The following is a 23,688-nucleotide window of genomic DNA, read 5'->3' as shown; positions in this document are numbered from 1 at the left end:
TCGTGGTCCGGCGCCTCGGCGGGGTCGCCGCGCTACGCGGGCTCGACGGGCAGCCAGAGCTCGCAGGTCGCGGTGGTGAAGTCGGCCGCGCGGTCCAGGACGGCGACGATCGAGGGGCCCGACCGCAGCCGCCACGGGTTGGACGGGAACCACTCGGTCGCGGTCGCCGCCCAGGTGGTCTGCAGGGTCTGCGGATGCGGTCCGTCGGTCCGGAAGACCGCCCACATCCCCGCCGCCACCTCGATGACGTCGAGGCCGTCCGGGATGGGCGTGTCACGGCCGAGGGCGACACCGTGCAGATAGGTCAGCTCGCTGCCCTCCGTGCCGTCCGGGTCGACGTCGTCGCTGACCTGCAGAAGGCCGGCCGGTTCGCTGTCGCCGAGCGCTTTGAGACGGGCGTGTTCCTCCTGCGGCAGGGCGGCGATGTGCCGCTGGATGTGCGGGTTGACGCCTCGGTGGATGAGCGGGACGCGGGCGGCGTGGCCGGCGAGCCGGAACGCGGGGCGGTCGACGAGGCGGGTGTCCATGGGGGTGCTCCCTTCGACGGTCAGGCGGAACCTGAGCTGCGGTTGTGTGCGCAGGGGACCTCCCTCACGGCGTACGTCACCGGGGCCGGCACCGTGGACCGCGCGGAACGCGCGGCCGAACGCCTCGCTGGAGCCGTAGCCGTGCCGGACGGCGATGTCCAGCAGGTCGGCGTCGCCCCGGACGACCTCCGCGGCGGCCACGGTCATGCGGCGCCGCCGCACGTACTCCGACAGGGGCATTCCGGCGAGCGACGAGAACATCCGGCGCAGGTGGTACTCGGTCGTACCGAGCTCTCCGGCGAGTTCGCCCACGTCGAGCTCCTCGCCCAGGTGCCGCTCGACGTGGTCGACGAGCCGGTTGAGTGCCGAGATCATGAGGTCTCCCTTCACGGACAACCCTGGCAGCGGGCATTCCGGCCGCGCCCGATCGTCGCGGTCCGATCCGATCATGCGCGCTCGCCGTCTGGCGCAAGATGGAGGCATGAACCGACTTGGAGACGCGTTGCGGGCGTGGCGGGACCGGCTGGACCCGGCGGAAGTGGGGCTGGCGCACGGGGCGCGACGCCGGGTGCCGGGGCTGCGCCGCGCCGAGCTGGCCATGGCCGCCGGAATCTCCGTCGAGTACGTCGTCCGGCTCGAGCAGGGACGGGTGGCGACGCCCTCCGCGCAGGTGTGCTCGGCGCTGGCCCGGGCGCTGCAGCTGTCCGACGACGAGCACGCGCATCTGCTGCGCCTGGCCGGTCACAGCGCCGACCCCGGCCGCATCCCCCGGATCATCCCGGCGAGCATGTTCCGGATCATGGATCAGCTCGCCGCGCAGCCGGTCGCGGTCTACGACGCCGTCTGGCAGCTGCTGTACGGGAACCCGCTGTTCGCGGCCACGTTCGGGCAGGACGCGCTGGGCGGCGCCGAGGACAGCAATGTGCTGGTGTGGCAGTTCCTGGGGGAGCTGCCGCGGGTGCGGCAGTCGCCGTCGGAGCGGGAGGCGTTCGAGGAGTCCCTGATCGCCGACCTGCGGGCCACGAGCAGCCGCTACCCCGGCGACCCGGACGTCGAGGCGCTGATCGCGAAGCTGAGCCGCAGCCCGCGGTTCCGTGAGCTGTGGGGCCGCGGGGCGGTCGGCGGTCACGAGAGCGCGCTCAAGAGGGTGGAGCATCCGGAGGTCGGGGACATCGCCCTGCTCTCCAGCATCCTGACCACGGAGGGCAGCCTCCGCCTGGTGGTGTTCACCCCGCAACCGGGCACCGATGCCCGCAGCAAGCTCGACCTTCTCGGCGCGGTCGGCCTGCAGACCATGTCCACCGCCCGGAAATGACGGTTCCGGTTCCCTACGTCTTCTGCAGCGCCCGTTCCACGGCCTCCTGTACGCGGGCGGTCTCGCGTGCCTTGCGTCGCGCGCGGGCCCGGCGTACGAGGAGCACGGTCGCGGCGACGGCGAGCAGGAGCAGGACGACGGTCCAGGGGACGGCCCAGGTGTGCGCGGTGGCCTCGACCGGCTTCAGGGGTGTGGTGGAACCGGAAGGATCGGTCAGCAGGGGAAGGAGCTTCGCGGTCGCCGTGAGGCGGACGCCGGGTGCGACGCCCCGTACGGGCACCTTCACCTTCCATCGCTCCCCCGGCAGCAGCTTCGGGGTGTCCTTCAGGTCGCCCGCCGCCGTGCGCAGCGAGCCGAACGGCCCCTGGACGGAGACGTCCTGGCGGGCGGAGAGCAGGGCGTTGCCCGTGTTGCGGACCGTGTAGGTGACGGTGGCCGTGCCCTTCGCGAACGGGTCGGCGGTGCCGTCGTAGTCGACGTGCACGTCCTCGACGGCGAGGCGGGGAGTGAGTTCGCCGCCGACGCGCAGGGCGACGCGGACGCCGAGGCGCCGGTCGACGTTGATGCCGGCGGCGGTGTCCGACTGCTTGAGGGAGGTGAGGAGGCCGCCCACGTGGTCCCCTGGGGTGGCGTTCTTCGGGACGCGGACGGTGAAGGGGACGTCGGCGGACCTGCCGGGCGCGACGGTGAGGGCGGTGACCCGGGGGTGCACCCAGGCGCCGACGCCGACGGACTTCTTCTCCCGGGTGAGCAGGTCGAGTTGGCCGGCGTCGGTGGTGTAGCCGTCGGAGGCGTAGACGGCGAGGCGGAGCGTGGTCCGGCCTCGGTTGGTGACGACCATCGTGTCCTCGACCGTGCCGCCCGGGTTCACGGCGTAGCCGAAGCTGGAGCGGTTGTCGCCGTACGCGTTCGCGGCGGTCCGGACCGTCCAGCTGACGTCGCCGCCGGCGGCCGCGGCGGGACCCGCGCGCAGGCCGGTGAGCGCGAGGGCGGTGAGCAGGGCGAGGGCCGCGGCGCGCAGGAGCGTGGCCGGGCGGAGACGTCGGTGCGTGGGCATCTGGGGGTTCTCCTGGAGCGGGCGGTGTGGCAGGGTGCCCGCGGGCTCCCTGCCACACCGGTGGAACGGTCCTGGCGCCCCGCTCGGCGCGGCGGCAGGGTAGGGGGTGTCCGGTCAGCTGCTCAGCGCGGTGATCGTGAGGGTCGCGCGGTACGAGCCCTTCGCGACGCTGTCCGGGATCTTCAGGTCGAGGTCGGCGCCCAGCCGGGCACCGCCGCGCGGGTGGCCCTGCTCGGCGGAGGCGAGACCCCGCGACACGGACAGGCCCGCGCCCTGGTCGTCGTAGCCGGAAGCGACCGCCTCGGCGGCCGTGGCGCCGGCGCCGCCGTCGAGGACGTACGGCTTCCAGCCGAGGTAGGAGCCGGAGAACTTCTTGCCCGCGTCCTTGAACTCGCTCACGTCGGCCGAGATCGACCAGGGGGCGAGCGAGCGGCGGCTGTCCGTCACGAGGAGGGGGTTGATCTTGCCGGCGGCCTCGAAGTGGTCGCCGCCGGTCTCCTTGGCGGTGCCGAGGTCCACCAGGCCGTTGTAGCCGTCGATGGTCCAGCCGAACTCGCCGGGGGCCGCGTTCGGGACGTTCACCTGGAGCGACTGGCCGTCACCGTGGTAGGGGTGGACGGTGACCTTGTCGACCACGGAACCGACCGGCTTGTCGTCGGTGTTCGCGCAGGGGACGTTGCCGTTGTCCACGGAGGGGTTCGGTGTGGCGCAGGTGCCGGAGCGCAGGTTCTCCAGGACCAGCTTGTCGGACCTGACCTTGACCCGGACGTAGGAGCGGACGTGCTCCTGGTTCTCCACCGAGTTGAACCAGAAGTTGTCCTTGTTCAGCGGGTCGGGGCCGTTGCCCTGGACGCCCGTGCCGGTGCCGTCGGGCTTCTTGAGGTCGTAGTACTTCGAGCCGGAGGCCGAGTTGGCGGTCACGTAGATGACGCCGCCCGGGCCGGGGTAGACCTCGGCCTGGCCGGGCTGTTCCTCCGGGTTGGCCTTCTGGCCGTTCTTGATGGCGTAGCTGCGGGAGTAGCTGTGGTCGTGGCCCTGGAGGACCATGTCGATGCCGAGGTCGGAGAAGGCCGTCGTGAAGTCCTTGCGGCGGTCCTTGTTGCCCTGGTCGAGGGAGTGGCTGGCGGGCGAGTAGATGGAGTGGTGGTAGACCAGCACCTTCCACTTGGCTTCCGAGCCGTGCTTCTCGATGACGTCGGTGATGTAGCCGACGTGCTGGGCGTCCTTGGTGTCGCTCTGGGCGTTGCTGTTGATGTCGATGAACAGCACGTCCTTGTGGATGAACCAGTAGTCGCCGCCCGACCGGGTCGCCGCGTCCTTGTCGTAGTACGCGTCGGACCTGTCGGTGTTGGGCGTGAAGTGGTGCTGCTCGTAGGACTTGCCGCCGACGTCGTGGTTGCCGATGGTGGCGGCGAGCGGGACCTGGCGGAGCTGGTCGGGGGCCAGGAACGACTTCCACTGGTTCTCGTCGTTGGCGCTCTCGACGTGGTCCCCGCCGGACACGAGCAGTTCGGCGTCGGGGTTGGCCTCGGTCGCCACCTCGAGGGTGTCGGCCCAGCCCGCGCCGTCCTTCTGCGCGTCGCCGCTGGAGCCGATCTGGGGGTCGCCGAGGAACAGGAAGTCGTAGTCGCCCTCGAAGTCCCGGGTCCTGAACGTGTACGTCGGGGACCAGGCGCCCTCGCTGCCGACCCGGTAGGAGTAGGCCACGTTCTCCTTGAGGCCGGTGATCGTGGCGTGCCGGTTGTAGCCGCCGCTGGAGGCGATGTTGGCGCCGCCGGTGGCGGCGAAGGTGGCCGCCTCGGCCGGGAACCGGCCGTTGTCCAGGGTGGCGGTGGGGGCGACCTGGAGCTGCTGCGGGGTGTCCGCCGCGGAGTACCAGGTGACGATCCGCTGGGTCTCGTCGGCGCCCACGCCGAGGATGACGCCGGACAGGTCGGCGGAGCCGGCCGCGGCGGCCGGAGCCGCACCGCCGGCGCCGAGGGCCATGGTCAGCCCCAGCACGGCCGTGGCGGCACCGCCGGCCACGCGGCGTCGCGCGGCGCGGTCGGTCTGCGTCGTTCTACTGCTCGATCTCATGGTTCTTTTGTTCCTTATGCATGCATGAATGCACGGATTGGAGGTCTGTACGATCACCGGGCGGCGTGAACCGGAGGCGAACGATCCGGCCGTGTTGGTTGAACGTCCCACCAAACAGGGGCTTCAGAGCCCCGCGAGCCGCTGCGCGAACCACGTCAGGCCCATGACGGCCACGCCCGCCGCGACCAGGCCCGTCACCCGGCGCCCGGCGCGCGGGGACCGGCGCCGCAGGACGGCCAGCACCGGGAAGAGCAGCCCGACGATCGCCAACTGCACCGCCTCGATCCCGAGGTTGAACACCAGCAGCGACCACAGCAGGGTCCACGACCACGCCGCCTCGATGCCCAGCGCGCCCGCGAACCCGAGTCCGTGCACCAGGCCGAAGCAGAACACGACGCCCAGGCGGGTCCAGCCGGCCCGGTCGAGCCGGAAGTGACCGGCCCCGCCCGGCTCCTGGGGCTGCGGGGCCGGGTCATGGCGCCGGGCGAGCCGCCACAGGTGCCAGCCCGCGACGACGGCGATGGACAGAGCGATGACGGGTTCCACGACACCGGCCGGGACCTCGACCACACCGAGCGCGGCGAGCAGGAAGGTGACCGAGTGCGCGAGCGTGAACGCGGTGGCGACCAGGACGACTTCGCGCGGCGAGCGCGATCCGGCGATGAGCGCCAGCAGGAACAGGATGTGGTCGGTCCCGGTCAGCAGATGCTCGGCGCCCAGACGGAAGAACTCCCAGAACCTCTGGTACCAGCTCTGGCCGATCAGGAAGGACGGATGCGCGGCGTCGAGGGCCGCGCTGCCGGTGAGCCCGTCGATCTCGTACGTGACGATCGTCTTGGTGCCCTTGACGTACTGCTCCGCGTCGGGGAACAGCGTGCTGCGCACCTCCAGTCCCGCGTCGCCACCCGCGCAGGTCCAGTCGAGCTGGAGGACGGCGTAGGGCGCGCCCTCACGCCGGGTCATCGTGAATCCGCCGTGCCGGCGCGGGACGCAGGCGCGGCCGTCGGAGGAGAGCGTGAAGCGGTCGGTGACATAGCCGACGGCCGCGTCCGCGTGGGCGTCGAGCACGGCGGCCCGGCCGCGGGCGTCCCCCGACTCGAAGGCGGTGGTGCCCTGCCGGAAGAGGGCGTCGTCGTGGGCGGCGTCGGCCGCGGACACGACGAGGAGGTCGTACTCGAGCGCGACGGTCGTACGGGGGCGACCGGCGTCGTTCTCCGCGACGTCGGCGTGGACGGTGGACGCGAAGCCGTGCGCGTGGGCCGACGCGCCGGTGCCGACGAGGGCGACGACGGCCGCGCACAGGGCGATGAGGATGCGGCGAACCCGCTGTGACATGGTGCTCCTTCAGGTTTCCGGAGCACCGTGCGGGGCGCGGGTGAACAGCGCGGGACCACGCGGCGAAGCGTCGGACAACAAGCCGTTCCCCGGGCCACGAGAGGGCCTTTCGAGGGTGCGCGGCACCGCAGGATGGGCGCGGCACCATCCGTCATCGCTCCGAGGGACGATCGTCTTGCGCTCACCGCTCGTCTTGACTGCACCGCGCTGCCGCCCATCCGCATCGCGCGTCTCGCGCGCACCGCTTCCCCTTCGGGCCGCCGTCGCGCTGGCCGCGGTCGCCGTCCTGGTCACCGGGTGCGCCTCGGCCGACGCCTGGTCGGGGCCGCACGCCTCCCCCACCCCCGTCGGCGCCCTCGGCCCCGGGTTCGTCGACCCGTCCGCGTCCCCCACGCCGGAGGCGACCGTGACTCCGCGGCCGGGCTCCTGGGACGACGTGCGTCCGCCCTCGGGCTACCGCGTGGTCCTGGTCACCGCCGGTGACGACCGGGCGACCACGGCGCTCGTGACCGCCGTACGGGACTGGGCGAAGGAGGAGGACGTCGATCTGCGCACGGTGACCGCCGACGACCCCACCCGTCATGTCTCCGCGCTCACCCGGGCCATGGACATGGGCCCGGACCTCGTCGTCACCGCGGGCAACGACCTGGTGGACCCGCTCGCCGCGGTCAGCCCCAGCCATCTCGACCAGCGATTCCTGGTCGTCGGGGCCGAGTTGGCCGAGCCGACGGAGAACGTGACGGCCGCCGACTGGACCGGGGCGTCCTTCCGCGGCGAGGGGCTCGGCATGTCCTCCGCGTACGACGCCCGGTCGTTCACCGCCGCGCGCTGCGCCGCCGCCGTCCGGGCGGGCGTGGCGGCCGTGCTCAACGACCTGACCGGGATCGTGCTCTGGCTGGACGACGTGAAGTAGGGGGCTCGGGCGGGCGGCGAGGGTGGTACGCGCCGTACCAGGAAGAGCCGTGGCTCCCGCCGGCGCCTCCGGAACCGCAGGATCGACTCCGTGACCACGGCACCACCGTGCCGGGCCGAAGCGGAGGAAGCAGCATGCCCACGACGTTCATCACCGGAGCCAACAAGTCCCTCGGCCTGGAGACCGCCCGCCGTCTCGTCGAGGCGGGACACACGGTCCTCCTCGGCGCCCGCGACCCGGAGCGCGGCCGGGCCGCCGCCGCGTCGGTCGGCGCACGGTTCGTCCGCATCGACGTCACGGACGACGCCTCGGTGGACGCCGCCGTCGCCGACGTCGCCGCGCACGAGGGCGGCATCGACGTCCTGATCAACAACGCCGGCGTCCTCGGCCGGGTGGGTCCCGTCGAGGAGTACACGGCGGCGGACGTGCGGGAGGTGCTGGAGGTCAACGTCGTCGGGATCGTGCGGGTCACCCACGCGTTCCTGCCGCTGCTGCGCACCTCGCCGAACCCCGTCATCGTGAACGTGTCCAGCGGCATGGGCTCCTTCGGCCTCACCCAGGACCCGGAGCGGGTCGAGTCGCGGTACGCCCTGCCGCTCTACAGCGCCTCGAAGGCCGCGGTCACCATGCTCACCACGCAGTACGCCAAGGAGCTGAAGGACATCAGGGTCAACGCGGCCGACCCCGGGCAGACCGCCACCGACTTCACCGGCGGGGTCGGGCACTCGGTGGCCGAGGGCGCCGACTCGATCGTGGCCCTCGCGACGATCGGCGCGGACGGCCCGACGGGACGGTTCGTCGACCGGTCCGGCGAGCTGCCCTGGTGACAGCCCGGTCGACGTGATCAGGCCTGCACGGTCGGGCGGACGACGATCTCGCTGACGTCGACCCCCTCGGGCTGCTCGATGGCGTACCCGATGGCCGAGGCGACGGCCGAGGGAGGCATGGCGATCTCGTCGCGCTGCCGGACCATGGCGGCGGCGGCCTCGGGGGCGGCGCCCTTGCCGACGCCCTCGGTACGGGTGAAGCCGGGCGAGACGAGGGTGACCCGCAGGTCGGGCCCCGACTCCTGGCGCAGCCCTTCGGTGAGCACCTTCACGGCCGTCTTGGTGGCCGCGTAGACGGCCTGCGGGCTCTTGACGACGTACGCGGCCGTCGAGCCGACGTTGACGAACTGGCCGGAGCGCTGCCGGCGGAAGACGGGCAGGGCCGCCCCGATGCCGTTGAGGAGACCGGTGACGTGGGTGGCGACCATGGCGTCCCAGTCGTCCTGGCGCAGGTCGCCGAACGGGGAGACGGCCACCGTCCCGGCGTTGGAGACGAGCACGTCGAGCCGTCCGTACCGCTCGACGGCCGTGTCCGTGAGGCGGCGGAGGTCCTCGCGGCGCGTGACGTCCACGACGACACCGACGACGGTGCCGCCCTTCGCCGTGATGCCGTCCACGACGGCGTGCAGCCGGTCCTCGCGCCGCGCTCCGAGGACCAGCCGGGCGCCCCGCGCGGCGAGATGGGCCGCGGTCGCCTCCCCGATGCCGCTGCGTGCGGACGCACAGCGCAACAGGGACAACATCCTCGCCGCCGCCGTGCGCGCGTTCACGACGGAGGGGCTGGACGCCCACCTGGAACGCATCGCGAAGGAGGCGGGAGTGGGCAGCGCCACGCTGTACCGCCACTTCCCCACCCGCGAGACCCTGATCGAGGCCGTCTACCGCAACGAGGTGGCGCAACTCTGCGACGCGGCGCCCGCGTTGCTCGCCGAGAAGGCGCCCATGGACGCGCTGCACGCGTGGACGCGCCTCTTCCTCGACTACGTCACCGCCAAGTACGGCATGATCGACGCACTGCGCTCGATCGCCGCCACCGGCGCCAACCCCTACGGCCACAGCAGCGAGTTGATCCAGGCGGCCATCGCCTCCCTCATGGACGCCTGCGCGGACGCCGGGGCGATCCGCCGCGACATCCGGCCGTCCGACGTCGCCGCCGCCCTCGAAGGCATCGCCTACACCTCGGCGGGTGCCGACCACCGGGAGCACGCGGAGCGACTGCTCGATCTCACCCTGGACGGCCTCACGGTCGGCGCCTGACGGACGGGACACGCACCGCCGCCCCACTCGGCACCATCTCTGTCAGAACCATTGACAACGATGTCAGCGGCGTGATCTAGTCCCCAGCGATCCAGTCGGATGCCACTGATCGCCGGTCAGGCGCGCGCGAGAAGAGGTGACTTCGGCGTGAGCGACGTGGCCGAGGAACAGGAGACCGCTCCCATGCACAGACCTCTGCACCATCGACTACGCGAGCGCGCGTCGACGGTGTTCGCCGCGCTCCTCGTCACCGGCGCCGCCCTGAGCCCGGCACCGGCCGTCGCCCAGGACCGTGCGGACACCGCCCCGCTGACCTCGCTGGTCAACCCGTTCATCGGCACCCAGAACTTCGGCAACACCTTCCCCGGCGCGAGCGCCCCCTTCGGCATGGTCCAGGTCAGCCCGGACACCGGCGGCCAGGGCGGCTACGACTATCAGCAGGACAAGATCTACGGCTTCAGCCAGACCCATCTCTCCGGCGTCGGCTGCTCCGTCATGGGCGAACTGCCGCTGATGCCGACGACCGGCGCCGTCGACCGCGTGGACGCCGACTCCTACCGCTCGACGTACGCGCACGACGACGAGGACGCCGAACCCGGCTACTACCGCGTCGGGTTGAAGACGTACGGCATCGACGCCGAGCTGACCGCCACCGAGCGCACGGGCTGGCAGCGGTACACCTTCCCGTCGACCGGCCGCGCCAACGTCCTGTTCAATACGGGCAAGGCCAACCAGCGGGTGTACGGCTCGGAGGTCCACGTCGTCGGCGACCGCACCGTCGAGGGGCGGGTCGAGGCGGGCAACTTCTGCGCGGGCAAAGACCGGCACACCGTCTACTTCACCGCGACCTTCGACCGGCCCTTCGCCTCGCACGGCACCTGGCGCGGCAGCACGCCGGCGCCCGGCGAGCGCGACGCCGCCGGTGAGGGCGGCAACGGCGCCTGGGTGACCTTCGACGCCGCTTCCGACCGGGACGTCGTCGTCAAGGTCGGGCTGTCGTACACCGGCCTCGAGGGCGCCCGTAAGAACCTGAAGGCCGAGACGGGCGACTCCTACGACTTCGACGCCACCCGGGCGGCGCTGCACGCCACGTGGGAACGGCAGTTGGAGGCGGTCCGCGTCACGGGCGGCCCGGCGGAGCGGCAACGCGCCTTCTACAGCGCGCTCTACCACGCGCAACTGCACCCGAACCTCGCCGGGGACGTCGACGGCCGGTACGCCGGGTTCGACGGCAAGACCCATACCGCCTCGGACTTCACGCCGTACCAGAACCTGTCGCTGTGGGACACGCACCGGCCGCAGAACCAGTTGCTGCAGATGCTGCAGCCGAAGGTCGCGCGGGACGTGGCCCTGTCGGTCGTCGCGATCGGGCGGGACGGAGGCTGGCTGCCCCGCTGGTCGCTCGCCAACAGCGAGACCAACATCATGACCGGCGACCCGGTCACCCCGTTCCTGGTCGAGGCGTGGTCCAAGGGACTGCTGAAGGGCTACGAGAAGGAGGCGTACGCACTCCTGCGGAAGAACGCGACGAGCACGCCGCCGGACGGCTCCCCCTACAACGGCCGCGCGGGCGTGGCGGCCTACCAGGAGCGCGGCTACATCCCGAGCGGGCTGGAACTCGGGAAGGACTGCGCGGACAAGGGCGGTGACAACGACTGCGTCCATCCCGCGTCGGCGACCATGGAGTACGCGGCGGCGGACGCCTCGCTGGCCCTGATGGCCAAGGCCCTCGGCCACACCGCGGACGCCCGGATGTTCGCGGCCCGCGGCCAGTGGTACCGCAACCTGTGGGACTCCTCCACCGGGCAGTTCCGGCCGCGCACCGAGGACGGCACCTGGCTGACGCCGTACGACCCGGTCGAGGCCGGTCACCAGTTCCATGAGGGCGGCGCCTACCAGTACCAGTGGCTGGTGCCCCAGGACCCGGCCGGTCTGGTGTCCCTGATGGGCGGCCGGAAGGCCACCGAGAAGCGGCTCGACGCCTTCTTCGCCTACGACAAGCTGCTCACGGACCCGGCGAGGACCGCCCGCGAGGACTGGATCTCGGCGCCGTACGACTACTACGGCAAGCCGACCTACAACCCGAACAACGAGCCCGACCTGCACTCCCCGTACATGTACCTGTGGGCGGGCGCGCCCGCGAAGACGGCCACCGTGGTCCGTGCCGCGATGACGCTGTTCACCGACGGGCCCGACGGCATGACCGGCAACGACGACCTGGGCACGATGTCCGCCTGGTACGTCTTCTCCTCCCTGGGCCTGTACCCGACGACGAACGGCGGCGGCTTCCTCGCGGTGTCCAGCCCGCAGTTCCCGTCGGCGGAGATCCGCATCGGCGCGTACGGCAGGAGCCAGGGCGGCACGCTCACCGTCAAGGCGCCGGGCGCGAGCGACAGCAGGCGCTATGTCGAGCGGGCCACCTTCGACGGGAAGGATCTGCGGGCGACTTGGCTGGACTGGGACGCGGTCGCCGACGGCGGCAGGCTGTCCTTCGCCATGAGCACCAAGCCGTCGGCGTGGGGCACCGGCAAGGGCGCCGAGCCGCCGTCCGTGAACCGTGCGGCGGCCGACTCCCGCCGGCACCTCGACGCCTCGCTGCGCACCAGCGCCGACGTGGTGCCGACGGCGGACCGCGCGCAGAGCGTCCGCCTCCAGCTGGACGTGCTGGGTCAGTCCCCCGGCACCCTGCAGGTGGACGTCGACGCCAAGGCCCCGAAGGGCTGGACCGTGAAGACGTCCCCGTCCTTCCCGCTCGCCTCGCACCGGCTTCCGGTGCAGCGCACGGCGACCGTCGACGTGGGCGTGCCCGCCGGGACCGCGCCGGGCACGTACTCCGTGCGGATCACGGCGGCCGCGAAGGGCGCCAAGGGCGTGAAGGCCGTGGAGCGCACGGCGACCGTCGAGGTCCGCGCGGCGGCGAACTGCGCGTCGGCCGCCGAGGACGTGTGCGCCGTCGACCTGGGCAAGGAGGCGAACCACGACGGCACCGCGACCGTCGCCGCCCCCGACGAGGGCGACTTCGACGGAGGCGGCTGGAGCTACGACGCCGACCTGCTGCCGAAGGCCGGTCCGGTCGTCTGGGACGGCGTCGCCTACGACGCTCCCGACCCGTCGGGGACGGCCGCGAACTTCGTGGAGACCCGCGGCCAGGCCATGCTGCTCCCGGCCGGCTCGTACGGCACCCTGCGCCTGGTCGCCGCGTCCCACCACGGCCCGGTGTCCACGGCCCTCACCGTCCGCTACACCGACGGAAGCACCGCCGAGGTACCGGTGACCGTCGGCGACTGGGCGGGCTCCGCCCCGCAGGGCGGCACCGTCGTCCTGGAGATGCCACACCGCATCAGGCACGGCCAGGGCGTCGACGGCCCGCCGGTCCGCCTCTTCGGGACGTCGGCGAAGCTGGACGGCTCCAAGACGGTGCGTTCCGTGGGCCTGCCGAACGATCCGCGCGTGCAGATCTACGCGTTGACGCTCGGGTAGGGCCCCCGGTCCGTACGCCCGCCCCGGCGCCGCCGGGGCGGGCGTACGGTTGTTCCGAGGTCCCGGACACGCCGTCCACCCGGGGATGGGAAAGCTGTGCGGCGACCCCGCACGGTGTAGTACGCCTGAACGGTCCCGAGTTCTTGTCGATCCGTCAGGAGACGCCGATGTCCTCGCAGTCCGTCCGCCGTGTCATGCCCGTCTTCCGGTCGGAGGCCGTGGAGGAGAGCCGGAAGTTCTACGGCCTGCTCGGGTTCGAGGAGGTCATGAACCACGGCTGGATCATGACGCTGGCCTCGCCGTCGAACCCCGCGGCCCAGATCAGCGTCATGACCAGCGACAAGACGGCCCCGGTCACCCCCGACGCGAGCATCGAGGTCGACGACGTCGACGCGGCGTACGCCGTCATGCGGGACAGCGGCGCGGAGATCGTCCACCCGCTGCGGGACGAGGAGTGGGGCGTGCGGCGGTTCTTCGTCCGCGACCCCAACGGCCGTGTGATCAACGTCCTGAGCCACCGCTGAGGGCGTCGGCGCGACGGCCGGTCAGACCCGTGCGACGGGGAGGTCGCGGAGCGCGAGCGTGGCGGGTGGTGGCAGCGGCCGGGCGGGCGCCCCGTCGGCCCGGAACGACTGGAGCAGGTAGGCCACCAGACGCCGGGAGGCCGCGCGGTCGTCCGGCAGCGCCGTCACCAGGCCGCAGTGGGCGAGCAGGACCACGGCGAGGTCGGACGGATGGAAGTCGGCCCGCAGTTCGCCCGCCGCCTGGGCCCTGCGGACGAGGGCGGTGAAGGCACGCTCGGCCTGTTCCCTGGCCCGGGCCTGCTCCGCGGTGCTCTGCGGAAAGGCTCCGAGGAACGCGGCCGGGAACCCGCGCTCCTCCCGTTGCAGCTCGCAGACGGTCTCGACCAGGTCCTGGAAGCCCTGCCACGGGTCGGGCTCGTCCAGTGCGTCGGTGAGCGCTCGCGCACAGGTCTCCATCTGCCGCTGGTAGGCGCCTCTGACCAGGGCGTCCCGGGTCGGGAAGTGCCGGTACAGCGTGGCCACGCCGACTCCGGCCCGGCGGGCCACGGTGGCCATGGGGGCGTCGATGCCGTGCTCGGCGAAGACGGCGCGGGCGGCCGCCAGGACACGCTCGCGGTTGCGCCGGGCGTCCGCCCGGGCACCGGCCCGCGCCCCGCCCTGGGCCGCGATCCGAGAGGATTCACCCATCACTGTCTCTCGCTTCCGCCTCAAACGGACGATGCCGTCCGTTTACGAGCCTACCGTCGGCGTCGGCAACCCGTACGACCCCGGCGGCGGAGGCAGGACGATGAACGACCGCATGATGAAGGCAGTGCTCCACGACCGCTACGGCGGCCCCGACGTGCTGTACGTGGGCCGGCTGCCGCGGCCCGAACCGGCGGCCGGCGAGGTGCTGGTGAAGGTGCACGCGTTCAGCGTCAACGGCGGCGAGCTGTCGGCACGCGCCGGCCGTCTGCGGCTGCTGACCGGCCGTTCCTTCCCCCAGCGGGTCGGCCTGGACTTCACCGGCGAGGTCGCCGCCCTGGGCACCGGAGTCACCGGCCGGTCGGTGGGCGACCGTGTCTGGGGCGTCCTGGGCCGCACGTCGGGATTCGGCAGCGCGGCCGAGTACCTGACCGTGCCGGCCGTGCGGATCGGACGCGTCCCGGACGGGCTGGACCTGGTGGACGCCGCGGCGCTGCCCGTGGCCACCACGGCCGTCACGGCGCTGCGCGACAAGGCGCGGCTGCGGCGCGGCGAACGGCTCCTCGTGCGGGGCGCGGCGGGAGGCGTCGGCAATGCGGCGGTCCAGCTGGGACGGGCGTACGGCGCCCACGTCACCGCGCTCGCCCGGCCCGCCAACCATGAGTTCGTCCGCGGGCTCGGGGCGCACGAGGTGATGGACCACCGCAGCGTGGAACCGGCGGAGCTGGGCCGCTTCGACGTGATCGTGGACACGGTGGGCACCGAGCTTCGGGCCCATCGGCGTCTGCTCGGCCCCGGTGGGCGCATGGTCACCATCGCGTTCGACCTGACCCGGCCCGTCAGGTCGCTCGGCTATGTCGCGGCCAGCGCGCTCCACGGCCGGGGCCGGGTGCGCTTCTTCAGCGGCGACCCCCGGCAGCCGGACATGGACGACCTCGCGCGCCTCGTGACCGAGGGCAGGCTGCGCCCGGCGGTGGACACCGTCTTCCCGCTGGACGGGACGGCGGCGGCCCACCGCGCGCTGGAGGCGGGCGGGGTGCGGGGGAAGTACGTGGTCAGGGTCGTGTGAGCCCGCGCGCCGAGGCACGCCTCGCGGGGGTCAGGAAGCGCGCCGGAAGACCGCGGCCGGGCCGATGACGCCGGGGCCGAACTTGTCCCGGACGCGGTCGACGGCGTCCTCCGCGACCAGCCGCGCCTCGCGGGCGTCGTCCAGGCTGATCTGCTGGGCGACCTGGTCGGCGCCGACGAGATCCGTGCCCTTGAGGGTCAGTCCGGCGAGACGGCCGCGCTGGAGGCCGGCGGCGTCCATCAGCTGGTAGGCCACCGTCCGCAGATCGTCGTCGTGCGCGGACGCTTCGGGGAGGCGGCGGGTCCTCTCCCAGCCGCCGCCTCCGGCGAACGTCAGTCTCAGGGTGAGCGCGCGGGTGGCCTGACCCCTGCGGCGCAGGAGCAGGCCGAGCCGGACGACCAGGTCGAGGAGGGTGGCGCGGACGGCGGCGCCGTCCAGGGCGTGCCGGTCGAAGGTGTGCCGGACGGACGCCGTCGGGGGCAGGTCGCGCGGGACGACGGGGCGCGGGTCGATGCCGTGGGCCCGGTCGACCGCCGTACGGCCCGCGCGGCCCCCGAGAAGGCGCTGCACGGTGGCGGGCGGGACGGCGGCGAGCAGGCCGACACCGTGGATGCCGTACGCCCGCAGCGCCTCCGCCTGCCGGGGGCCGATGCCGTGCAGGGCGTCGACCGGCAGCGTGCCGAGCCAGGCGGTGACCTCGTCGGGGTGGACGGCCAGGACTCCGCCCGGCGCGGGGACCTGGGCGGAGGCGGTGGCCGCGACCGTGATCGACGGCCCGATGCCGACGCGGACGTCGACCCCTAGCCGGGAGAGGGTGCGCACCCGCAGGACCTCGCCCAGGCGCCGGGTGTCGGTGCCGTGGTAGCGCAGGGCGCCCCTCAGTTCCACCAGGGCCGCCGAGGGCGGCAGGGCCTGCACGACCGGGGACAGCTCCGACAGCTCCTCCAGCACCCGCCGGTAGGTCTCCTCCCCCAGCCGGTCCGGGCACCGCACGTGCATCACCGTCGAGATCTTGCGCGCCGGTCCGTCCGTCGTCATGGTCCCACCTCCCGCACTCACCCCTCCACGGTATCGAACAAAAAATCGAACACGCGAGGGCGCACGCCGTCGATCTTGAGCATAGAATCAAAAATGTGTTCGACGACTTGCCGCCCGACCTGGACCGACTGCGCACCCTGCGCGTCTGGCACGCCCTGTGGGTCCAGCGCATCGACGCCAAGATCGCCGCCCTGCAGCGGCGGAAGACCGAGGAGGAGAGCGGCCGGCGGCGCCGTCCCCGGCCCCCGGAGTGGATCGTCGAACTCGGCATCGGCGCCGACCGGTCCCCCGTCCAGGTCCACGCCGGCGACTGCCACATGGCGGGACGGCGACGCCGGGCCGTGAGCCGGGACGAGGCGCGCCGGCTCCTCGCGACGGGATTGGAGGGCTGCACCCACTGCCGGCCGGCGGCGCGGCTGCACATCATCGAGTTATCGACTCGGCGGTCGCAGATCGCCGTCTGCCGCGTTCGCACAGGTCGAAGATCGCGTCGAGCCACCGATGGACGACTGGCCGGCCGGCCGGATCCGAGGCGGCCGCCGGCCCGTGACGAGTAGGCCGATCGTTCGTGATCGGACCGGGAAGGCCGTAGTCGTGGGCGGTGAGCCACACGGCGACCGGGTGCGGGGCCGCAGCCCCGCGACGCGGACCGGCTGCCACGGACGTCACCCGTATCCGCCGCACGCCTCAGCTCGCACCCCTCAGACGGTCTGCCCGGCCAGCTGCCGCAGGGCTCGTGTGGTGGGGGACCCCGGATCGGCGGTGATCAGGACGACCTCCTGATCGTCCTCGGGCACGAGCAGGACATCGCAGTTCAGCCGGAGCGGACCGGCCTGGGGATGCTCGAAGGTCTTCGTGCGGTGGCCGGGGGCGTGCACGGGACGCGTCTGCCAGATCTGCCGGAACTCCTCGCTCCCGGCGTGCAGTTCGGCGAGCAGGGCCGTCAGCTCGGGGTCGTCCGGGTAACGGTCGGCGGCCCGGCGCAGCCGTGCCACGACGATGTGCCCGAACTCCTCGGCACCGGAGTCCGTGTACGCGGCCCCCTCCCCGAGGAACCGGCGCCGCGCCAGGTTGACCGGCCGTCGGCCGGGGTCGCCGCCGAGCAGCGCCCGGGCCAGCGGGTTCCAGGCGACGACGCCGTACGCCGCGTCGGTGACGACGGCCGCGGTCAGCGGCAGCCGCTCCAGCATCCGGGCCACGTGCGGGCGCACCTGCCGTACGGCGCGTCGGGCGGGCGGCGTGTCCGCCCCGGCGAGCCGGAACAGATGGCTGCGCTCGGCGGGGCTCAGACGCAGGGCCTGGGCCAGCCCGTCCAGGATCCGGGGCGACGGCCGCGGCCCCCGGGCCTGCTCGAGCCGGGTGTAGTAGTCGACGGACATATGGGCGAGCTCGGCCAGCTCCTCGCGCCGCAGACCGGGTGTGCGGCGGGTGGCGCCCGTCGCCCGCAGCCCGACGTGGTGCGGGAGCAGGCCGGCCCGGCGGTCCCGCAGGAAGCGGGCGAGTTCCTGCCGCGCCATGCCACCTCCAGGGGCGTGCCTGGTACAACCTGTCCCTGGCTGGAGGCCCCTCGCCAGGGGAGCGTAGTCGCCATGAACGATCGCACAGCTCTGGTCACCGGTGCCAACAAGGGCATCGGCAAGCACATCGCCCGGCTCCTCGCGGCCGAGGGCTTCACGGTGTACGTCGGCTCCCGCGACCCGGAACGCGGGCGGCGGGCCGTCGAGGAGATCGGCGGCACCGCCCGGCTGCTCGTCCTCGACGTGACGGACCCCGGCACCGTCGAACGGGCCGCGGCCCGGATCGACCGCCTGGATGTCCTGGTCAACAACGCCGGCATCTCACCGTCGCTCGCCCCGCCCACCGGGACCGGCGCCGAGGAGCTCCGGCGCACCTTCGAGACCAACGTGTACGGCGTGGTGACGGTGACCAACGCCTTCCTGCCCGCCCTGCGCCGATCCGCGCACCCAAGGATCGTGAACATCTCCAGCGGTACGGCGTCGCTGACGTGGAGCACCCGCCCCAACCCCCAGTTCACGCCGGGCAACGGGGCAGGCGCCGCCTACCGTTCCTCCAAGGCCGCGCTCAACGCGCTGACCGTCCTCTACGCGCAGACGTTGACCGAGGACGGCTTCAAGGTCAACGCGCTCGCCCCGGGCCTGCGGGCCACCGATCTCAACCCGAGGGCAGCGGCGGGCGGCGACCCGGAAGAGGCCGCCCGGGGCGCCGTCCACCTGGCCCTGCTCCCGGACGACGGACCCACGGGCAGCTTCATCTCCTGGGACGGAACATCGGTGCCCTGGTGACGCCTCCCCCGGGGCTCCCTTCCCACGCCTCCCGATCAGCGCGTGCTGATGCAGAAGGGGTGCCCCACGGGATCGGTGAGGACGCGGGCTTGATCGCGACCAACTGCAGGGGCATGGAATCTCCGAGAACTAGGTCAAGGTGCGCTGGGCCCAGTCGGAGACGGCGCCCAGGCGGGCGGCGGCGACGGCGGGGTCGCCGGTTCGGGTGGGCTGGTCCACCTCGAAGTCGTGACCGGTCAGGCCGCTCTCCTCCTCGACCATGCGAGCGATCCGGTAGGCCAGCGTCATGATCTCCAACGCGCGTGCTCCCGAGTGCCGGTAGGCGATCTCGATACTGCCCGTGTCCCCGCAGTAGTCGAGCTGGACACGTCCTGGCGGACCCAGCGTCTCGAGGGTGAGGCTGTACAGATACTCCTCGGACTCGACAGGACCCACGTCCCGCGACACTCGTCGCAGAATCCGCTCCCACTCACCTCGCTGCGCGCCGGTGAGCTGGAGCACGGGCAGCTCGGCATCGGGGTCGAAGCCGGCGTTGAGACGCTCGAGCGTCTCCTGCAACGTCAGGCCCGGCTGCACGCGCACGAGCGAAATGTCGTAGGTCACCGGACGAACGTATGCGGTCTTGCTCGGCCCGGCGACGCAAATATCCGCTCCTTCGGCCCGGGCGTTCCATCGCTGGCGTGCTCGCCATGACGACCGAAGACGAAGCAATGACCGGCGGGATGGTCAACGCGGGTGCGGTCTTCCGCCGGGGCGAGCCGGTGGACCGCCCGCTACTGGGCGCCCATGCTCGACCCCGCCTCCGCGGCCGACCTCTACCCCTCGGGGCCCGAAACGGCCCTCCGGCTACGCACTCTCGCCGACAGCTACGGCCTCTCGGCGAAGGACCGCACCGAGCTTCCCACCGTCATCGAGCGGGCGACGGAGGTCTGCCGAGCCTTCGTCACCCGCCGCGTGACCGACGACGACCCGGTCTACCTGAAGGCGCCGGCCGACCGAGGCGGCTGGGCCCGCCGGGGCCGCCTCCAGACCTGACTGACCGCCCACCGCGAGGAGTTCACGGCTGCCTTGCTGATCTGACGGCTTCCGGCGAGATAATTCGCTGGCGTTGGAGAAGACGCGTGATCACCCTGGTCCGATGACAGAACCCAAGCATCGGATCCGAGCGCTGCACACGGACCGAACGATCACCGTCTATCAGGCCTACTCCCGCCGGATCGGTCTGCCGGCCGCCCGGGACGGGCGTTTTCCGGCTCTGTGGCAGCGGGACCGAATGACGTGGATCAAGCCGTCGTTCCTCTGGATGATGTACCGCTGCGGATGGGCCACCAAAGAAGGTCAGGAGACCGTGCTCGCCGTCGAGATCACCCGCGAGGGATTCGAGTGGGCGCTGAGTCAGGCCTGCCTGTCCCACTACGAACGCGGACTCCATACCGACCAGGCCGCGTGGAAACGCCAGTTGAGGCGGTCTCCCGCCCGGGTGCAATGGGACCCCGAGCGCGACCTGCACCTCCAGCCGCTTCCGCACCGTTCCCTGCAGCTCGGCCTCACCGGCGAGGCGTCTCGGCGCTACGCCGACGAGTGGATCGTCTCCCTATCCGACGTCACACCGCTGGCGCGGCTCATCCACGGACATGTGCGAGACGGGGATCTCGAAACCGCGCGGGAGCTCCTGCCCGATGAGCGCCCCTACCCCGTGAGTGACGGGGCGCTGGCCCACCTCCACCGGTAGCCCAGCCCCCCGGTCAGGCCGCCAGACGAGACCGCACCCAGGTACCGTCCTCCGTCAGATACGACTCCGCCGTCAGCCCCGCCTCCGCCAGGGCGTCCTCGAACTGTCGCTTCGTCAGCGGTCGGGAGAGGAACGTCTGGGTCCAGCCGGCGTCCGGGAACTCGTACTCCACGAACACCGAGTTCGCCCCGTCACCCGTCGGCTCGGCAGACACCACCCGCACCGTGAAGCCACCGGGGTCGACCCGCTCGCGCGGCAGGTTCGTGTGCCAGCCCTCGCCCTCCCTCTGGATCAGCACACAGCCGCCGGGTGCGAGGTGCCGGACGCAGGCCCGCAGCAGTCCTCGCCGCACCTCGATGTCCGCCGCGTGGACGAGGAACGATCCGAGCATCACGACGTCGAACGTCTCGCCCAGGTCGAGGTCCTCGATCGGGCTGCATATCGTGCGTGCCCCGCGGACGTGGTCCAGCATCTCCTGGGATTCGTCGACCGCCGTCACCGCGAAGCCCCGTTCCAGCAGGGGGTGGGTCACGCGTCCCACCCCGCACCCCAACTCCAGGATGGTCGCGCCCGGTGGCACCGCCGCGGCGACGATGTCCGGTTCCGCACCGACGGGCAATCGCCTGTACAGCTCGACCGCGCAGCCGTCCGGGGCGATCGCACCGGGTCCGGTCCCCTGATATCCCGCCCGCATCTTCGTCTCCATACCGGTGGAACGGGTCGGACCGGACGGCCGTTCCCCCACCGCGCCGGTTCCACCTTTCCAGGTAACGAGCGGCACGTACTGCCCTCAGCGCTCCGCGCTCGCCGCCCTCGGGGCCGTCAGGAACGTGGCCAGTCGGTCCAGGACGCCGGGCAGCACCCAGTAGTACACCCAGGTCCCCCGCCGTTCGCAGTCCAGAAGGCCCGCCTGGCGCAGGAGCTTGAGGTGGTGGGAGATCGTCGGCTGGGACAGGTCGAAGGCCGGCGTCAGCTCGCAGACGCACACCTCCCCGCCCTCACCCCGCGAGGCGATCATCGACATCAGGCGCAGCCGGACCGGGTCGCCCAGGGCCTTGAAGATCTTCGCGAGATCGGCGGCCTGAGCGTCGTCCAGGGGGGCGGCGGACAGGCCGCCGCAGCAGGCGGCCCCGGAGTCCTGGCCGATCACCTCGAGCTCTCGTTTCGACATGCTTCTATATTGACGTTTCTCGAACCAGCGCGCAATCTTGCATCAACAAACGTCAATACAGGCAGTTCCGTTCCGGGGCACGGCCATGCCCCGTCACCCCAGGAGTGAGTCATGCACGAGCAGTCCACCGAGCTGCGCGAAACCGTCCGCCGGCGGTACGCCACGGCCGCCCTGACCGTCATCGACGGAGCCGGCGCCTGCTGCGGCCCGAGCCCGGTCGAGGTCGACGAGAACTTCGGCTCCACCCTCTACGACGCGGACGAGCGCGCCACCCTGCCCGCGCAGGCCGTCGCCGCCTCCCTCGGCTGCGGCAACCCCACCGCCGTCGCCGAACTGCGCGCGGGCGAGCGCGTCCTCGACCTGGGCTCGGGCGGCGGCATCGACGTCCTGCTCTCCGCCCGCCGCGTCGGCCCCACCGGCAAGGCGTACGGGCTGGACATGACCGAGGAGATGCTGGCCCTGGCCCTCGCGAACGCCGAGAAGGCGGGCGCCACGAACGTCGAGTTCCTCAAGGGCACCATCGAGGCGATCCCCCTGCCGGCGAACACCGTCGACGTGGTGATCTCCAACTGCGTCATCAATCTCTCCGTAGACAAGCCCGCCGTCTTCGCCGAGATGTTCCGGGTGCTGCGACCCGGCGGCCGTATCGGAATCTCCGACGTCGTCGCCGACGACGCCCTCACCTCCGCCCAGCGCGCCGAACGCGGCGACCACGCCGGATGCATCGCCGGCGCCCTGTCCTTCGCCGAGTACCGGGCGGGCCTGGAAACCGCAGGCCTCACCGACGTCGAGATCGCCCCGACCCACGCCGTCGCCGACGGCATGCACTCCGCCGTGGTCCGCGCCACGAAGCCCATCGCGTCGTCCGGTCGCTAAGTCGTCAAGTCACCAAGTCGCCGCGCCCATTGGCCCGTGGACGGCCCTCACGGCATGTCCCCTGAGTGGTGGAGGCGGCAGGCCACCCCGGGGCCCGGCCCGCGGGCCTCCCCCGCACGCACGTCGTAGAGAGCTCGGCCGCCCGGGAAGCGGCCGAGCTCAGTCGGCAGTGCCACACCCCCGTCGATCTCGTCGGCACGCCATCCGGTGATGTCCAGCAGCAAACCGTCCAACGGCCCGCCTATCAGCGCCGCATAGGTCCGGTGCGGCAGGGGGCACGGGTGGGGGTCGTCGTGGTCGTGGCCGTAGACCCGGCCCCGCAGCAGTTGCTCATCGCCGTTCATGGCACCAGCCTCGCAGCCGCCACCGACAACGACCGGTCACGCAGGTCGACCGGCCCATGCCCCGACGCCGGGTCCGACAGCGACAGCGACAGCGACAGCGATACCGGCACCGGCACCGGCATCGGCGATTTGTTACTCACTTTCGGGTGAAGATCACCCCACCCGGCGACGTCCGCATTCGTCCCGAAACATCCCCACCCAGGTCACGCATGGGTTCCGCGCCCCGCACCCCATTTGCGTCACACAAGCCCTCATAGATGAGCATTGCAGTCGAGAGTCATAGAAATATCCACAAACGGTAACAACGGGCCTGCCTTCGCGCTCCTTCCCCCACGGCGTGGACAAATGGCGTTCGCGGCCAACCGGTCGCCATCGCACACCGCACCGGCCCCGGGCAGCCATCCAGGCGTCCCGAGGGAAGGTGTCCGCACCACCAGGGAGAACCTTTGTCCAGCTCCACCCGCACCCCCGCCTACATCACCGTGCGCCGCGTCGCCGCGGCCTCGCTCGCCACCGGCGCGCTCGTCTCGGCGATCACGCTGCCGGCCTCCGCCGCCGACCACTCCCGCCACCAGCGGGGACAGGTGGAGATCAGTGCGGTCCAGTACGACTCCCCCGGCCGTGACAACTACTCCAACCGCTCCCTGAACCGCGAGTGGGTGGAGCTCACCAACACCACCCGCCGCTCCGTCAACCTCGACGGCTGGACCCTGCGGAACCGGGACGGCGAGACCTACACCTTCGACCACTTCCGTCTCGCCGGCCGCGCCACCGTCCGGATCCACACGGGCATCGGCCGGGACACCCGCACCGACCTCTTCCAGGACCTCCGTCACTACGTCTGGGACAACCGTTCCGACACGGCCACCCTCCGCAACGACCACGGGCGCCGCGTCGACAGCGAGTCGTGGGGGTACGAGCGCCACGGGGACAAGCACCGTCACGGGGACAAGCACCGTCACGGAGACAACCACCGTCACGGAGACAACCACCGTCACGGTGACAACCAGCACCACGGCCGGTACCACCACCAGCGCTGACCATCGGCGCGGTCCGTGAGCTGAAGTCCCCCGTCCACGCTGCGACCTGACCCATCCGAGTGCACCCGGCCTCCCACGGCCGGGTGCACTCGGCCGTGTTCCGATCGCCCGGGGCCGTTC

General features: G+C 72.2%; 25 protein-coding genes and 1 pseudogene. 13 read left to right on the top strand and 13 right to left on the bottom strand.

Features of this window, described 5'->3' with window-relative positions:
- Positions 1–32: 32 nt before the first annotated feature.
- Positions 33–902 carry a GyrI-like domain-containing protein gene (locus tag ACFV46_RS27985; protein WP_385500259.1) on the bottom strand — a complete coding sequence of 290 codons (870 nt, stop codon included), beginning with the start codon at positions 900–902 and terminating at the stop codon, positions 33–35.
- Between the two features lie 106 nt (positions 903–1,008).
- Here ACFV46_RS27985 and ACFV46_RS27980 point away from each other — a divergent pair, with 106 nt between their 5' ends.
- Positions 1,009–1,842, top strand: coding sequence for a helix-turn-helix domain-containing protein (locus tag ACFV46_RS27980; RefSeq protein WP_385500257.1), 834 nt, complete (start codon positions 1,009–1,011; stop codon positions 1,840–1,842).
- A 13-nt stretch (positions 1,843–1,855) separates the two neighbouring features.
- Here ACFV46_RS27980 and ACFV46_RS27975 read toward each other — a convergent pair whose 3' ends face one another.
- The 3 genes from ACFV46_RS27975 to ACFV46_RS27965 all read right to left on the bottom strand — a co-directional run bounded on the left by ACFV46_RS27975 (position 1,856) and on the right by ACFV46_RS27965 (position 6,310).
- Complete coding sequence (locus ACFV46_RS27975; RefSeq protein ID WP_385500255.1) at positions 1,856–2,899, bottom strand: WxL protein peptidoglycan domain-containing protein; 1,044 nt, start codon at positions 2,897–2,899, stop codon at positions 1,856–1,858.
- A 114-nt stretch (positions 2,900–3,013) separates the two neighbouring features.
- Positions 3,014–4,975, bottom strand: a complete 1,962-nt coding sequence (locus ACFV46_RS27970; RefSeq protein ID WP_385500253.1) for a fibronectin type III domain-containing protein — start codon at positions 4,973–4,975, stop codon at positions 3,014–3,016.
- A gap of 123 nt (positions 4,976–5,098) precedes the next feature.
- Complete coding sequence (locus ACFV46_RS27965) at positions 5,099–6,310, bottom strand: HupE/UreJ family protein (protein WP_385500252.1); 1,212 nt, start codon at positions 6,308–6,310, stop codon at positions 5,099–5,101.
- A 193-nt stretch (positions 6,311–6,503) separates the two neighbouring features.
- Between ACFV46_RS27965 and ACFV46_RS27960 the strand changes: the two genes are divergently transcribed.
- A complete protein-coding gene (locus tag ACFV46_RS27960; protein ID WP_385500250.1) occupies positions 6,504–7,223 on the top strand; it encodes a hypothetical protein in 720 nt (239 codons plus the stop codon).
- Positions 7,224–7,357: 134 nt separating this feature from the next.
- Entirely contained in the window at positions 7,358–8,050 is a 693-nt protein-coding gene (locus ACFV46_RS27955; RefSeq protein WP_385500249.1) for an SDR family NAD(P)-dependent oxidoreductase, read from the top strand.
- Positions 8,051–8,067: 17 nt separating this feature from the next.
- Here ACFV46_RS27955 and ACFV46_RS27950 read toward each other — a convergent pair whose 3' ends face one another.
- Positions 8,068–8,793, bottom strand: coding sequence for an SDR family oxidoreductase (locus tag ACFV46_RS27950; protein WP_385500247.1), 726 nt, complete (start codon positions 8,791–8,793; stop codon positions 8,068–8,070).
- Here ACFV46_RS27950 and ACFV46_RS27945 point away from each other — a divergent pair.
- From ACFV46_RS27945 to ACFV46_RS27935, 3 genes are all read left to right on the top strand, one after another.
- Entirely contained in the window at positions 8,753–9,307 is a 555-nt protein-coding gene (locus ACFV46_RS27945) for a TetR/AcrR family transcriptional regulator (protein ID WP_385500246.1), read from the top strand. The genes ACFV46_RS27950 and ACFV46_RS27945 overlap by 41 nt on opposite strands.
- 183 nt (positions 9,308–9,490) lie before the next feature.
- The gene (locus tag ACFV46_RS27940; RefSeq protein ID WP_385500289.1) at positions 9,491–12,787 is read left to right on the top strand and encodes a GH92 family glycosyl hydrolase; all 3,297 of its coding nucleotides are present in this window, start codon (positions 9,491–9,493) and stop codon (positions 12,785–12,787) included.
- A gap of 167 nt (positions 12,788–12,954) precedes the next feature.
- The gene (locus ACFV46_RS27935; RefSeq protein WP_385500244.1) at positions 12,955–13,311 is read left to right on the top strand and encodes a VOC family protein; all 357 of its coding nucleotides are present in this window, start codon (positions 12,955–12,957) and stop codon (positions 13,309–13,311) included.
- A 21-nt stretch (positions 13,312–13,332) separates the two neighbouring features.
- Here ACFV46_RS27935 and ACFV46_RS27930 read toward each other — a convergent pair whose 3' ends face one another.
- On the bottom strand, positions 13,333–13,998 hold the full coding sequence (locus tag ACFV46_RS27930) for a helix-turn-helix domain-containing protein (RefSeq protein WP_361937226.1): 666 nt from the start codon (positions 13,996–13,998) through the stop codon (positions 13,333–13,335).
- Between the two features lie 100 nt (positions 13,999–14,098).
- On the opposite strand from ACFV46_RS27930, the gene ACFV46_RS27925 reads away from it, so the two are divergent.
- Positions 14,099–15,064, top strand: a complete 966-nt coding sequence (locus ACFV46_RS27925) for an NAD(P)-dependent alcohol dehydrogenase (protein ID WP_385500242.1) — start codon at positions 14,099–14,101, stop codon at positions 15,062–15,064.
- Positions 15,065–15,094: 30 nt separating this feature from the next.
- Here the strand turns inward: ACFV46_RS27925 and ACFV46_RS27920 are convergent, their stop codons facing one another.
- Both ACFV46_RS27920 and ACFV46_RS27915 read right to left on the bottom strand, forming a co-directional pair.
- Complete coding sequence (locus ACFV46_RS27920) at positions 15,095–16,102, bottom strand: hypothetical protein (protein ID WP_385500241.1); 1,008 nt, start codon at positions 16,100–16,102, stop codon at positions 15,095–15,097.
- A 17-nt stretch (positions 16,103–16,119) separates the two neighbouring features.
- A complete protein-coding gene (locus tag ACFV46_RS27915; protein WP_385500290.1) occupies positions 16,120–16,404 on the bottom strand; it encodes a hypothetical protein in 285 nt (94 codons plus the stop codon).
- Between ACFV46_RS27915 and ACFV46_RS27910 the strand changes: the two genes are divergently transcribed.
- Positions 16,285–16,659 (top strand): DUF6233 domain-containing protein, encoded by a 375-nt coding sequence (locus tag ACFV46_RS27910; protein WP_385500288.1) that lies wholly within the window; start codon positions 16,285–16,287, stop codon positions 16,657–16,659. The two genes, ACFV46_RS27915 and ACFV46_RS27910, sit on opposite strands and share 120 nt — an antisense overlap.
- Positions 16,660–16,803: 144 nt before the next feature.
- Here ACFV46_RS27910 and ACFV46_RS27905 read toward each other — a convergent pair whose 3' ends face one another.
- Positions 16,804–17,619: a helix-turn-helix transcriptional regulator gene (locus ACFV46_RS27905; RefSeq protein WP_385500239.1), complete on the bottom strand. Its 816-nt coding sequence runs from the start codon at positions 17,617–17,619 to the stop codon at positions 16,804–16,806.
- A 72-nt stretch (positions 17,620–17,691) separates the two neighbouring features.
- On the opposite strand from ACFV46_RS27905, the gene ACFV46_RS27900 reads away from it, so the two are divergent.
- Positions 17,692–18,405: an SDR family oxidoreductase gene (locus ACFV46_RS27900; protein ID WP_385500238.1), complete on the top strand. Its 714-nt coding sequence runs from the start codon at positions 17,692–17,694 to the stop codon at positions 18,403–18,405.
- A gap of 129 nt (positions 18,406–18,534) precedes the next feature.
- On the opposite strand, the gene ACFV46_RS27895 is transcribed toward ACFV46_RS27900, so the two are convergent.
- Entirely contained in the window at positions 18,535–19,008 is a 474-nt protein-coding gene (locus ACFV46_RS27895) for a hypothetical protein (RefSeq protein ID WP_376726167.1), read from the bottom strand.
- A 162-nt stretch (positions 19,009–19,170) separates the two neighbouring features.
- Between ACFV46_RS27895 and ACFV46_RS27890 the strand changes: the two are divergent.
- Together ACFV46_RS27890 and ACFV46_RS27885 are read left to right on the top strand one after the other, a co-directional pair.
- Positions 19,171–19,440, top strand: a pseudogene (locus ACFV46_RS27890) (aminoglycoside phosphotransferase family protein); the annotation flags it as partial.
- A 103-nt stretch (positions 19,441–19,543) separates the two neighbouring features.
- Positions 19,544–20,137 carry a DUF4291 domain-containing protein gene (locus ACFV46_RS27885; RefSeq protein ID WP_385500236.1) on the top strand — a complete coding sequence of 198 codons (594 nt, stop codon included), beginning with the start codon at positions 19,544–19,546 and terminating at the stop codon, positions 20,135–20,137.
- Between the two features lie 13 nt (positions 20,138–20,150).
- On the opposite strand, the gene ACFV46_RS27880 is transcribed toward ACFV46_RS27885, so the two are convergent.
- Complete coding sequence (locus ACFV46_RS27880; RefSeq protein WP_385500286.1) at positions 20,151–20,843, bottom strand: class I SAM-dependent methyltransferase; 693 nt, start codon at positions 20,841–20,843, stop codon at positions 20,151–20,153.
- Between the two features lie 84 nt (positions 20,844–20,927).
- Positions 20,928–21,308: a metalloregulator ArsR/SmtB family transcription factor gene (locus tag ACFV46_RS27875; protein WP_361937210.1), complete on the bottom strand. Its 381-nt coding sequence runs from the start codon at positions 21,306–21,308 to the stop codon at positions 20,928–20,930.
- A gap of 111 nt (positions 21,309–21,419) precedes the next feature.
- On the opposite strand from ACFV46_RS27875, the gene arsM reads away from it, so the two are divergent.
- Complete coding sequence (gene arsM, locus ACFV46_RS27870; RefSeq protein ID WP_385500234.1) at positions 21,420–22,184, top strand: arsenite methyltransferase; 765 nt, start codon at positions 21,420–21,422, stop codon at positions 22,182–22,184.
- 47 nt (positions 22,185–22,231) lie between these two features.
- Here arsM and ACFV46_RS27865 read toward each other — a convergent pair whose 3' ends face one another.
- Positions 22,232–22,528: a hypothetical protein gene (locus ACFV46_RS27865; protein WP_361937206.1), complete on the bottom strand. Its 297-nt coding sequence runs from the start codon at positions 22,526–22,528 to the stop codon at positions 22,232–22,234.
- Between the two features lie 446 nt (positions 22,529–22,974).
- Between ACFV46_RS27865 and ACFV46_RS27860 the strand changes: the two genes are divergently transcribed.
- Positions 22,975–23,568: a lamin tail domain-containing protein gene (locus ACFV46_RS27860; RefSeq protein WP_385500232.1), complete on the top strand. Its 594-nt coding sequence runs from the start codon at positions 22,975–22,977 to the stop codon at positions 23,566–23,568.
- Positions 23,569–23,688: the final 120 nt, after the last annotated feature.

This window comes from Streptomyces sp. NPDC059852, assembly GCF_042731455.1.
In the GTDB taxonomy this organism is placed as follows: domain Bacteria; phylum Actinomycetota; class Actinomycetes; order Streptomycetales; family Streptomycetaceae; genus Streptomyces.
The sequence above is the reverse complement of the archived record's forward strand: the minus strand, read 5'-3'. Positions and strand labels throughout refer to the sequence as shown.